The organism is Pseudobacter sp. (assembly GCF_051955275.1).
Lineage (GTDB): Bacteria > Bacteroidota > Bacteroidia > Chitinophagales > Chitinophagaceae > Pseudobacter.
The window spans coordinates 1-12,731 of record NZ_JBQCGW010000239.1 but is presented as its reverse complement, the minus strand read 5'-3'; the positions used below and the strand labels follow the sequence as shown (position 1 = coordinate 12,731).

Here is a 12,731-nt window from a genome sequence, read left to right as displayed (position 1 = left end):
CTGAACTGAGCTTTTTAACTTTAGCTCTCTCTGATCATAGTAGTCATCCTCCTGTACAGAGCAGTCTGGCGGGAACTAAAAAAGTGCTTAAATGAAATATACTGTTACTGCCCTCGCCCTCATCTGCAGTGCTTCTCAGAGCATTGCACAGCAGCAACCGGAAGCAGCGCAACTCATCTACCATCAGCGGTTTGAGAGCGCCAGGGAGCTGTTACATGCTACCCTGAAAACTGATCCGGCCAATGCCGGCAACTGGTACCTGCTTGCACAGACTTTTCCCGGGGCAGACGATGCAGCCACCCTCCGTGAGGAACTGGCCGCCGCTCCCGAGGCCGTTCGTTCTGAGCCGATGTTCAAAGTGGCCTATGGCGCCCTTCTGATGAAGGAGAACAAAACAGACAGCGCCAATGCGTTCTTTACACAGGCAATAGAAGCTACCCGGGAGAAAGATGCAAATGTTCTTGCTGCGGTTGCCAATACGCACCTGGATGCAAAGAATGGTGATCCAGCCTATGCACTGACGGTGCTGGACAAAGCCATGAAACGTGAGAAGAAAGATGCAACGCTTTCTGCGCTTCAGGGTGATGCCTACCGCAGGCTCGGTGATGGCACAGCTGCTTACAAAGCATATTCGCAGGCGCTGGATAAAGACAAGAATTATGCAGCCGCATTATACCAGTTGGGTAAGATCTTTGTTGCACAGAAGAACGACCAGCTTTATGTGAATTATTTTGAGCAGGCCATTGCAGCAGACTCGCTCTATGCACCGGCTTATTATGAGCTCTATTATCATTATTACTACCGCGATCTGCCGGAGGCGATGAGTTATTTCCTCAAATACCAGCGCCACAGCGATCCCAGTGATGAGAATGAGTACCAACTTACAGACCTGCTCTATCTTTCAAAAAACTACGAGCCTGCCATTGCAAAGGCAAAGACCCTGCTGGCTGCATCTCCCAATAATGCGAGACTGTACAAACTGCTTGCTTACAGTTACCTGGGCAACAGCGATACTGCTACTGCCATGGAAACCATGAAGCAGTATTTTTCAAAGGGGCACGACAGCAATTATGTTGCAAAGGATTTTGAAACGATGGCTGAATTGTACAGCACGCAGGCAGGTATGGAAGACAGTGCGATGGCTTATTATGAGAAAGCGGCTGATCGCCAGCAAGACAGTGTTGCCGCTTATGCGTATTACAAAAAGCTCACCGATCTCAGCAAGAAACTGAAGAACTACAGCCTGGAAGCGAAGTATACCGGCATGTATTATACTGGTAATGATCAGGCCACCAACCTGGATCTTTTCAACTGGGGCCTCGCACATTTCAGGGCTGAAGAATATATTCAGGCTGATACTGTGTTCGGTTCATACATCGCCAAATATCCAGAGCAGGCATTCGGTTATTACTGGCGTGCACGTGCCAACTCCATGCAGGATTCCACCATGGAAGCAGGTACAGCTATTCCGCATTATCATAATCTGATTGCAGTGCTGGAAAAAGATACCACCAATGCTACCAATAAGAAATGGCTGATTGAAGCATACGGATATATAGCTGCCTACGAAACCAACAAGGAAAAGGATTTCCCGGAGGCCATCGCCTACCTGCAGAAGATCCTGGCTATCGATCCCGATAACAAGGACGCACAACGATATATATCCGTGCTGGAAAAAAATGTTGGAACTAAACAACCTACGCCTGGAGGAAAATAATCTTTTTGAAACGTTATTCCACCGAAAAACAGGGGTGTAGTACCGAGGCTGATCTATATGGTCAGCCTCTTTTATTATCAATAAGTAAGAAATGGATTGCCAACGTATTCGGCGCGGTAGATGGGCTCGGCAACTTTAACGCTCCAGAGTACCTGCCCTGCTGCATTGGTTTTTACAAACCGGCTGTTATTGGAACTGGCGGAGAGTATGTTCTGATCAGGCATCAGCATGGTGCTGCCCATGATGGCGGAGTATAGATTGGAGGGCAGCTCAACTGCCAGTTTGCGGGTGGCCTTTTTCTGTTGCTCATCGATGGTGAAGCTCATCAGGCGGGTTACGGGCCGGGTGGCGCTGCCGTTGTCGAAGAGCATGATATCGCCTTGCGGGTTACGGTGTGCATAATGCTGGAACTGGAATTCATCAGCAGTTTCCATCTGCACATTACCACCTTTTCCCAGTTTCCACATCACCGCTCCTGTGGTGGAATTGATCTTCCATACCTGCGAGAAGGAACGCAGGGATATGATGTAGTTGTTATCATTGTCCTGCGCCAGTGAATTGATCCAGGGTTGATTACTGATGCCGGTTTCCGCTGCATCGGGTGAGTCAAAGGTGGTCCACTCCCAGATCTTGTTGCCGCCGCGGTCGAACTCGATGATGCCGTCCCCGGGGATGGTGATGCCGGGTCTGTATACGTTGGTGACGGCCACTACATTGCCACGGTGATTGAGGTAGAGATCATGGTGAACTGATTTATCGAAGCCCTTGCTGCCCTGGCGAACGTAGAAGAGTGTGTCGCCACCAAGACTGAGCTCCAGGATCACATTGCCATCACCGAAGGAGGTGCTGTTCTCATCTTCCAGACATAATAATGTATTGTTCCTTGTAAGGCGAACCACTTTGAGCATGTTCTGTGTAGTGCGGTACCAGACCATCTTCCCTTTGTTATCGATAAGATAGATACAGGCGGGTCCTACCCTGCTGGTGAAAAGAAAATGAGTTCCGTCAGTTTCGCTGAGCGTATTGTCTTCCGGTTTGTAGAAGGCCTTTACTGAAGCCGGGATGGCAGCGGTAGTGAATGTCTGTTCCGCCGACGTGCCGAAACTCTCATCGCGGCCCTGCACCTGTACTTTTACATGGTAGGTGGTTTTCTCTTTAAGACCGGTAACCGTGATATTATGATTGATCTTCTCTTTTGATACGGGGGTGCGTTTCTCCTCTCCGGTTGTTTTCTCTGTGATCACCAGCATGGCATCTCCCACAGCATTCAGACTGAACTGAACGCGGGCAGATAAAGCAGAGGTACCACCATTGATGATACGGAGGTTCTTAGCCGTGAGATCGATACCATTGCGCGCCGGGTCACAGGCTATCAGGGTGATGCAGCACCAGCAGCAGAAGATCAGTTGTTTCATATGTAAGAAGTAAAAGACCGGCGGATACAATGATCCGCCGGTGCTATTGTTGTTTGAAGTGCTTTTAAGGTTGTTTATCCCACCATACGGGTTTCATCCAGTCGTTTGCACCGCCGAGCCTGGTGATCGCTTCCTGGTAGTTCTTCGGGTTCTGGATCACTTCGGATTCAGGATAGAAGAACCTGCGTGGAAAATCAGGAGCTCCGGCAGAGTACCACTCTACTGATGTGAACTTGGTGAGGAGCGGGTAGCCGGTCCTTCTCCAGTTGGAGTATGCTTCCGTTCCGTTCAGGAAGAAATTCACCCACATCTGTGTGTGAATGGCTTTCATTGCCTGATCGAAGTTGGTGGGGAATGGTGTGTAATGCGCTTTGAAATCATCAATATCTGCTTGTGAAGGTGCAGGAGCTCCGGGATAGAGCGCAGCTGCTTCACAGGCCAGTTGCAGACCTTTCTTGAAATGCGCATCGGCATTGGTTACACCGCCCCAGTTCCTGAGTGCCGCTTCTGCCAGCAGGAATTCCACTTCTGCAGTGGTGAGGTGGAAGAAGGGGGCATTGAGGGCAGAAACATATTTGCTGGGCTGAAGGAATTTATCGTTCTGGGTTACATAGATGCTGCCGTTGGGGCCGTTCACATTTCCATAATCCCCCCAGAGGTTCCATGCCATAGCGCCTGGTACAGTACCCAGGGGTGGCATATAGCCACTGATATCCACTACACCTGAAGAACCGATGAAGGCATCACCAACATAAGTGCCGCCAAAGATGTAGAGGCGTGGATCTGATGTCATGGCCATGGTGTCCACCAGTGTGCGAACGAGACGGAAGCCGGATGACCTTGGCTCAGCTTTAAACACCTGTGAGCGACCATTACCACGGTTTTCTCCTGCTGCATAGGAGATATCCATATGCCTGGTCATGGCAATATCTGCAAGGTCGGTCATCACCCCTTTGCTGATAGCTGCTTCCACCTGTTTTTTAGCTTCTGCGAGATCACGTTTGGTGAGGCGGAAACCGAGGCGGAGACGTAATGAGTTGCCGAGCTTTTTCCATTTGGCAACATTGCCATCGTAGAAAACATCGCCGGCAACTGCTGGTGCGGAGGCGTTCAGCTCATCCACCGCTTCGTCCAGTTCCTTGAAGAAATCTTTATAGATCTCTTCCTGTGTATCGTATTTGGGGAGATAGATCTTATCGGTAAATCCTTTGGCAGCCTGGCTGTAAGGGATATCACCGTACATATCGGTGAGTTTTGAAAACACCAGGATGCGCAGGATGCGGGCAGCTGCGTGCATATTCACCTGTGCGGGATCTCCAGCAGTTTTGTCGATGATATCCTGGAGGTTCTTCAGTTCACGCGGGTAAGTGGTTTCCCAATGGCTGAACCAATGGCTTTTTTCAACTATCTGGTACATGCCTCCGTGTTGTGTCCACCATGATCCGCCGAGGTGCTGGATCATCGGCGATGCGATACCGAGATCATAGCGCCAAGTATCTTCCCTGTCGCCGCTCATATCAGCCTGTACTTTGGCAAACTGGTATTGTGCATCGAGTTCATTGTACCCCGCTTTGTTTTTGTTCATCTCCTCGAAGTCCCTCGTACAGGCCTGGAAAGCGAGCAGGGACCCGGCCAGTATGATATATTGAATACATTTCATTTTGCGAGCATTTAATGGTTTAAAGTTTGATCAGCACATTGAATCCATAACGCTTTCTGCCGGGCAGTGAGCCGTACTCGAAGCCCTGGCCGTTACCGTTATTGTAATTGGATTCAGGATCGATATTGGGCGTATTCTTGGAGATGATCCAGAGGTTACGGCCGATCACACCTACTGTGATATTCTGTACGGGCAAACGTTTGTACAGGGATTTGGGGAGGGTGTAATTGAGGCCAATATCGCGGAGCTTCACATATCCTCCATCGTAAATGAACGGCTTTGGTGTATTGTTGGCCACTTTCACCCAATAAGTGGAAGGGCTTACAGCTTTGTCGTTAGGTGTACCATCTTCTTTAACGCCCTCTGCGATATAGCCACGGTTGTTCTGTGTTGGAGCGGTTCCTACGGAACCTGCATCCTGCCATGCCCTATATTCGCGGGAGAATTCATTCCAGCCATCCCTGCCCGCTAATGTGGCGGGAGCCTGGCCCTGAGCGTAGAGGCTCATATTGGTCATGGAGAACATATCTCCTCCTACCCTTATATCAACCACTGCTCTGAATTCAAAACCTTTGTAAGAAAGTGAAGTAGTGGCACCGCCTGTCCAATCTGGAGTTGTATTGCCCAGCACTACAGGATTATCGCCGAAGAGAGGAAGACCATCTGCGCCGATCACTTTGTTGCCTTTATCGTCATACTTGTAATCAAGTCCTTTGATAGATCCGAACTTCTCACCAACATCACCCGTGATGGTGGCACCGGCCCAGCGGGCTTCCGCTGCAACATAGGCTTCCAGTCCTTCTGCGAGCGACTCTACCCTGTTGACGTTCTTCGCATAGTTGAAGGAAAGGTCCCAGCGCAGGCCATTGCTTAGTTTCAGCGGTGTGAACTTCAGCAAAATCTCAACACCTTTGTTGCGGAGAGATGCTGCGTTGAGCATGGCAAAATTATAGCCTGAGGTTTGTGCAATCGGCAGCATCACGATGGCATCATCGGTTTTTTCATCATAGTATGTGAAATCAACTGAAATGCGGTCTTTCAGCAGGCCCATTTCAAAACCGATCTCTTTGGAAGTTTTGAACTGCGGTTTGATATTATCGTTAGGGATCACATTACCCAGGATCTCTCCCATCGGTTTGTTGTTGATGCTGAGACCGGTCATGGCATAATAAAATGCTGTGTTGCCCGGAATGGCATCGCTACCTACCTTACCCCATGATGCACGAAGCTTGGCATAGCTGATGGGTGTATTTGAAAGATCGAAGGTATTTGACGCGAGCCAGCTCATGTCAACAGCAGGATAGAAATAAGACCAGTTGCCTTTGGGTAGTGTGGAAGACCAGTCATTCCTTGCCTGGAAGGTAGTGAAGAGCTGATCTTTCCAGCTCAGTTCTGCGCTGCCGAACAAAGAGTGGATAGAGCGGTCTGTATTGCCTTCAGGAGGATTGTTCACACGTACATTGGAGAAGTTGGCAATGATATTCTTTCCGGGAACGATGATCTCCTTTCCTTCTGTGAACACATTGCTGTTGCTGTTCCTCATGATGTTTCCACCAACCATGGCGTTCAGTTTGAAATCACTGAAGAGCTCGGTGTTGTAGTTGAACATACCCTGGTAGTTCTCTTCTTTCATCTTGATGGTCCTCAGCTGCAGGATACCACCATCACGTGAAGGCGTGTATTTGTCGTAAAAATTCTCGAAGTCGAACGTATAGAAGTCAGTACCCGCGCTTGCCTGGAAGCTGAGTTTGTCGTTGAACTTATAACGAACGTTCAAAGATCCGTTGGTACGTTGCTTCTTACTGTTGTTAGTAGTGCGGTTGATGGTCCAGTATGGATTGGCCCTGTAGTTATTACCGGTGTAGTTGATATAAGTACCATCAGGGTTTGCGAAATCCTGGAGCCATGCCTGGTCGAAGTTCCCGGCGATGGCGAGCAGACCGTTACCGATATTGTTCACATCATCCGTGAGTGCAGGCCTGTTGGTCACATCCTCGAACAGCAGGCTTCCTTTTGCTTCTACAGTGAGCTTGTCTGTGAGCTTCGCTTCTCCTCGAACTGTAAATGTATTTCTTCCGAAACCGGCTTTGGGGTTCACGTCTGTACTGCTGATATTGGAGTAGGAAGCGCGGATATTCGCATTTTCGTTGCCGCCTGTTACCGCTACCGTATTCAACCAGGTAACACCATTACGGAAGAAGTTCTGCATATTGTTCTCGAGGTATTTGTACGGGCGCAGACTTCCGTCTCTCTGACGGATGGTATCATTGTCAGTATATTTCGGTCCCCAGCTGGAAGTGATATTGGAAGCTTCTGCAGCAGAGCGTTGAACCATTCCGTTATTGCCCTGGCCGTAGATCTTCTGTACTTCATCCAGTTTGGTGTTGACCCTGTCGATGGTCATATTGCTGCTGAATTCAACACCGATGCCTTTCCTGTTCCTGCCACCTTTGGTGGTGATGAGCACCACGCCGTTCATGGCGCGACTGCCATAGAGAGCCGCGGCGGAAGCGCCTTTCAGTACGGTGATGGATTCCACATCGTTGGGGTTGATATCGGAGAGACCGTCACCGAGGTCAAAGCCTCCGTTCTGGTTGGCGCTACCGATATTGCCGTTTACGGCGGGCACACCATCGATGACGAACAATGGCTGGTTGGCACCGAGCAGTTCACGCACACCGCGGATAGAGATACGCGTGGATCCTGTAGGTCCTGCGGTGGTACCGGAGATATTCACACCGGCCATTTTACCCGCCAGGGATTGCATGGCATTGGTTTCACCGAAACCTGCAATGTCCTTGGCTGTAGCTTCCGCTACGGCATAACCCAGCGAACTTTTTTGTCTTTTGATGTTCAAAGCGGTCACCACTACTGAACGCAATTCTGACTCTTCCCTGCTCAGTGTGATGCTGAGAGAAGCCTGTCCGTTCACCCGTACTTCTTTTGTAACGAAGCCGAGCGAAGAGATAACGAGGATTGAATTGTTGTCTGGAACAGTAATGGAGAATTTACCCGTGGCGTTTGTGCTTGCGCCTCCCGTCTTCCCCTTGATGAGGATAGTAGCTCCGGAAAGCGGCTGCCCGTCGGCAGCATCTCTGACATCACCTTCTATTTTCACCTGTGCATAGGTAAACAATGAAAGCAATGCCATTGGCACTAGCAATAGCAATTTGTGCATGGTATGTCTAGGTTTTGGTTGATCAGTCGTTGATGAAAAATGCAGCAGTCACTAAAACCATGTCACCGTAGGATCATCGGTCCCTGACTATAAATCTATAAAAAGAGACGCAACTTTTTAAATTTCTTATAAAGTTTTTTGCACTTTTTGATAAATGACATGAATAATTATAGTAAATCAAGCATTTAAGGGGCTGTATTAGCTATTTTATTGCCGATTTTGCGGCTTGAAATTGCGGAATATGCGAAATTTTCAGGTGAGAAATGCTCCATTACCAGTATAGCCGCGCCGGTAAGCTCTGCTTCGTAGCCAAATTCAGATACCAGTAATTCGGTGTTATTGGCCAGCCGTGGTATGCAGTAACTGGTGATCGCCTGCTGAATGGGCGCTGTCACCAGCTTACCTACTTTCGCTCCCCTTCCACTGAGCACAATTGCCCTGGGGTTATTGATATGAATGAGGATCGAGAGTCCTCTGCCGATCTTGTAAGCCGCTTCCATAAAAAGCTCTATGGCATACTGATCGCCCTGGTTGGCCAGTTCCATCAGCGAATTACCGATAGCCAGCTGGTTCTGGTCTGTGAGAAAAGCCAGTCGCGACAGCCGCCCGTTCTTTATGCCCTGCATGGCTTTATCGGCTACTGCCATCAGTGATGCTTCCGATTCAAGACAGCCCTGTTTGCCGCAGTAGCAAAGAGATCCCTTTTCCGAGATAGGAATATGACTGAACTCCCCGGCAAATCCGTCGTCGCCGCGATAGAGTTGTCCATTTATGATCATACCCAGTCCGATCCCCCATCCCATGTTGATCACCATCACATTTCTGAAGTCCTTCGCCTTCCCAAAGCGGTGCTCCGCCAATGCTATCAGACTTGAGTCGTTATCAATGAAAACCTGCATCCCCAGCGCATTTGAGAGATGCTGACTAAGACTTCTTCCATTTGTAGCCAGGTATGAATAGTTGATACCATCCTGCGCATTCACCAGGCCCGGCATACCGATGCCGGCCCCAATGATCTTTTCACGCGGGATACCCGACTTGTCAATATGGCCCGAGATGGCGTTCACCAGTGTGGCAAGCGCCTGCGGATTGTTAAGTAATTTCAGTTCCACCACTTCTACCCCCGATACATAATTGTTGCGCATATCAACGATGCCTATACGCGTACTGAGCTGGTCCATGGCAATGGTAACAACAAAGAGCCTGTCTTGCTTCAGTGCATACATCAATGGCCTCCGGCCCCCGCTGGACGGGGCATAGCCCTGTTTCTCCACGAAGCCTGATTTGATCAGGTAATTGATGGCAGTAGTAACAAGCGGAATGCTTTTACTGATCTTTTCGCTCAGGTCTGTACATGACATCACCCTGCCATAATAAAGCTGACGGATGATCTCATAGTATAAGGGAGACCTGTTTTCAGAAACTTCAAACATAGTGGTTCCTTATTCAAGATTTGAATACAAATGGGGACGCGAAACGATCTCAAGGTAACGGGGGTAATGTGACTGCATGTAATTACCCGGAGACTAAACTTAGAAAAATTGTTCTTAAAAGCGAAGAACTTTTGGTGAAAATTTTGAAAGTATTGATTCTTATTAAATAATCGGCGGAGGTTTTGAGGGTTTGTACTGTTGGAGTTTTGATTTTGGGGGGCGCGCTGGTGGTATGAACGCCGGCTGTAAAACATACCCACACCTTTAGGGTTTGTTTGGGCGGTGGTGGGGTGAGTTGAGGCTATGGTACAGGGCCGGGCTGAAGCAAGGTATGTTTCGAAGGCCGGCTTTTCATACCTCCAGCGCTCAGCACGATGAAGGTGCGACAGACAGGTATGCAGCAAAACCAATGGGAAGAAGGGTTTAAGGCGAAGCATGGTGTTTGCAAAAGTTTCCTGATAAAAAGTATCTGCGTGATTGTAAAAACAATTTCACCTGTGGTGGCCCTGGTAATTCATGCAGTTGGAGGGAAGGCGAATGGTGGTGGTCAGGCAATCTTCTCCCCTTCGAGCCACACCGATTTTACAGATGATAATTCTTGATCTACCAATACAAGATTGGCTCTGGCACCTGGTTCCAGCCTGCCAAGGTCAGGTGCCTGCATTACTTCCGAAGGATAGAGGGTAGCCATACGTAGCGCTTCCGGCAGCTCGATACCGGCATGTTGCACACAGTTGCGGATGGCATCCAGCATGGTGATGCAGGAGCCGGACAGTGTGCCATCAGGGAGAGTGAATCGGTCGCTCTTACGGAGATGTATATACGCTCCCTCAAGATTTTCGTCAACGGCATCGGTGATGAGGAAAAGCCTGCGCCCCATCATCTGCTTGCTGATGCGCAGGGTTTGCCAGTCTACGTGAACACCATCGGCAATGATGCTTGCGTAAGTTGATTGCGACAGGTATGCAGCGCCAGGCAGGCCGGTATCGCGGTGATGCAACGTACTCATGGCATTGAAGAGATGTGTTACGGTGCGGATGCCTTTGCTGAAGCCTGCCATTGCCTGATCATAAGTGGCATTGCTGTGTCCGGCGGAAAGGATCACATTGTTTTGAAGGAGCAGTTGCAGCACTTCGTCACTGACCATTTCAGGAGCGAGCGTCATCATGCGGAATATGCCGTTGGCGGCTGTGATCAATGATTGAACTTCCTGGAGCTCTGGCGAATGAATGAGCTTTTCGATATGGGCTCCCCGCTTGACGGGATTGAAGTATGGCCCTTCGAGATGAATGCCTGCCAGTGCGGGATGCGGGTTTTGTTTTGCTACATCGAAGGCCTGGAGATAGATACTCAGTTCGTTGGTGGCCAGGGTGAGCATGTATGTGGTGGTACCGCTGCGGACGATGGCGTCTGATATTGCTTTGAGTGCTGCGGCAGAAGGTGAATTGCTGAAGAGGTAACCACCAGCGCCATAGATCTGAAGATCGATGAAACCCGGCGTCAGCAGGAGTCCTGTAGCGTCGGTGATATTGGCATCGGAGGGTACTTCGGATAGTGGAACGATGGCTTCGATCCTCTTGTTGCGGAAGAGAAGGGATTGTCCGGTCAGTTCCCTGGTACCGGTATAGATAGTGGCATTATTGATGGCTGAGATCATGATCGTTTATTTTTCGGCGGCCCACTGAAATGCAGCGAGCAGGTAAATGAGAGAAGCGGTTCCGTCCATGGTTGGTTCGTTGGTGGAATAATCTCCGTAATCATCATGGTATACTGCCAACTGACTTTGGAATAGCGCATATTGGTCGGGGTTGAACAGTTGGATGCCGATAAGATTATTATAGATGCTGCCATAAACCGGACCGTCTACCAGGCCGCCATCGATACCTGCTTTGAGGATATGAGTGAAGGCGGCGTGCGGATCAACAGGGGTATCGCCATGGGCTGGCAGACCATATACCATGGATGTGCCCCAGGGATTGCAGCCGAAGAGCCAGTCGAAATTGGCCTGCTCCAGGGCCTGGAATTGTTTGTCGTTGTTAAGCATGCGGTACCAGTAACACTGGATGGCGAAACTGGTGGTGAGGTTATTGCTGCACCAGATATATGGAATGGCGCGATAGAAAGCGTTGTTGCTGGCTTTTTTCCAGACTTTTTCAATGCCGGTTTTGTAGAGGTTGACGATCTTATTGCGTTCCGCGCCTTTGAGGGTGCGTCCCAGTTCATAATGACCCAGGTTGATGAAAGGATACCATTGATAATGTTTGGCAGTGTCTTCGCCGAGCCAGGGAGTGATGGGCTCCTGAGAGGCGTAGTGCAGGGCTTCTTTGGTTTTGTTGAGTGTGGCGGCAGCAAATTCCATATCATCCACCCAGTTGTCTTCTGCATAGATGTAAGGAGATTTTACAGATGCTGTTTGAGTGACGCCAGGTTTGCGGAGTGCGAATTTGTAAGCGGTGCCTGCTTTGTATTGCATGAGCTCGCTGTACGCTTTATCAATGGGTTGGAATAGGCCGGAGGCGATGGCGAATGCACTGGCGAATTTTCCGGCTGTGCTGGAAGTGCCGGTGGTATTGTTCAGGAATTTGCCGCGCACTTGCGGCTCACCGTTGATGAAATAAACAGGTCGTTCATACCCTTTGCCGTACTGGCTGTCGAGTTTTGGAAGGCGCATGCCGGAGTGATCCCTGTCGTCAGCGATCTGGTTGAACATCCAGTCGTCTTTCGGGTGCATCTTCAGCAGCCAGTCGAGCCCCCATTTGGCTTCATCCAGTACGTCTGCGATGCCGTTGCTCCCCGGGAGACCGTTGGCAGCGTGCGCATCTCCGAATACTTTGGGGAAGTCGCGGTACGCAAGCAGCAGGTGGGCCGTTGCATTCGCGGATGTGGTGGAATATTGCAGGTAATCGGTGGCATCGTGCCAGCCACCGGAAACAGGAATGAAGGTGCTGTCCGGCATGGGGCCGTAGATGGTAAAGCCATCGTACATATGGCAGCTGTCTTTCAGGAATGGATTGAAGCCGCTTCTTTGCTGGCGCATGTAGCGGAGACAGAAATCAGCAGCGCCTTTATATACATCGCGTCCGATCCTGAAATAGGGAGAGCGGGCTTTGCCGGCAACGAGATAATAGGTGCCGGGTTTATTGAATGAAGAAAAATCCAGGCGATAGGTTTGTGCAAAAGGGCCGTATGATCCCATGGCTTTGCCGGCGGATCTCACCAGTACTTTTTTACCGGTTACTGAATCGATGAGGGTATAATTGCTGACGGCGTTGAGGTGTTTGCTGCCATATACGGCTACTTTGACGCCCTGTGGGGTATAACCGAGTTG

General features: G+C 49.7%; 7 protein-coding genes. 1 reads left to right on the top strand and 6 read right to left on the bottom strand.

Annotated features, from left to right (window positions below):
- Positions 1–91: 91 nt before the first annotated feature.
- Positions 92–1,717, top strand: coding sequence for a tetratricopeptide repeat protein (locus ACTHMC_RS20920; protein ID WP_440416091.1), 1,626 nt, complete (start codon positions 92–94; stop codon positions 1,715–1,717).
- A gap of 77 nt (positions 1,718–1,794) precedes the next feature.
- Here the strand turns inward: ACTHMC_RS20920 and ACTHMC_RS20915 are convergent, their stop codons facing one another.
- The 6 genes from ACTHMC_RS20915 to ACTHMC_RS20890 all read right to left on the bottom strand — a co-directional run.
- A complete protein-coding gene (locus ACTHMC_RS20915; protein WP_440416089.1) occupies positions 1,795–3,132 on the bottom strand; it encodes an aryl-sulfate sulfotransferase in 1,338 nt (445 codons plus the stop codon).
- A 64-nt stretch (positions 3,133–3,196) separates the two neighbouring features.
- On the bottom strand, positions 3,197–4,792 hold the full coding sequence (locus tag ACTHMC_RS20910; protein WP_440416087.1) for a SusD/RagB family nutrient-binding outer membrane lipoprotein: 1,596 nt from the start codon (positions 4,790–4,792) through the stop codon (positions 3,197–3,199).
- A 19-nt stretch (positions 4,793–4,811) separates the two neighbouring features.
- Complete coding sequence (locus ACTHMC_RS20905; protein ID WP_440416085.1) at positions 4,812–7,970, bottom strand: SusC/RagA family TonB-linked outer membrane protein; 3,159 nt, start codon at positions 7,968–7,970, stop codon at positions 4,812–4,814.
- A gap of 185 nt (positions 7,971–8,155) precedes the next feature.
- Positions 8,156–9,403 (bottom strand): ROK family protein, encoded by a 1,248-nt coding sequence (locus tag ACTHMC_RS20900; protein WP_440416083.1) that lies wholly within the window; start codon positions 9,401–9,403, stop codon positions 8,156–8,158.
- Between the two features lie 547 nt (positions 9,404–9,950).
- Positions 9,951–11,060 carry an N-acetylglucosamine-6-phosphate deacetylase gene (gene nagA / locus ACTHMC_RS20895; RefSeq protein ID WP_440416081.1) on the bottom strand — a complete coding sequence of 370 codons (1,110 nt, stop codon included), beginning with the start codon at positions 11,058–11,060 and terminating at the stop codon, positions 9,951–9,953.
- Between the two features lie 6 nt (positions 11,061–11,066).
- Positions 11,067–12,731 (bottom strand): glycoside hydrolase family 9 protein (locus ACTHMC_RS20890; protein WP_440416079.1); only part of this gene is annotated, 1,665 nt, incomplete at its 5' end.

What these genes read in the sequence shown, in the direction of transcription:
- ACTHMC_RS20920 (WP_440416091.1), top strand. Translation starts at nt 92, where the DNA reads ATGAAATATACTGTTACTGCCCTCGCCCTCATCTGCAGTGCTTCTCAG.
- ACTHMC_RS20915 (WP_440416089.1), bottom strand. Translation starts at nt 3,132, where the DNA reads ATGAAACAACTGATCTTCTGCTGCTGGTGCTGCATCACCCTGATAGCC.
- ACTHMC_RS20910 (WP_440416087.1), bottom strand. Translation starts at nt 4,792, where the DNA reads ATGAAATGTATTCAATATATCATACTGGCCGGGTCCCTGCTCGCTTTC.
- ACTHMC_RS20905 (WP_440416085.1), bottom strand. Translation starts at nt 7,970, where the DNA reads ATGCACAAATTGCTATTGCTAGTGCCAATGGCATTGCTTTCATTGTTT.
- ACTHMC_RS20900 (WP_440416083.1), bottom strand. Translation starts at nt 9,403, where the DNA reads ATGTTTGAAGTTTCTGAAAACAGGTCTCCCTTATACTATGAGATCATC.
- nagA (WP_440416081.1), bottom strand. Translation starts at nt 11,060, where the DNA reads ATGATCTCAGCCATCAATAATGCCACTATCTATACCGGTACCAGGGAA.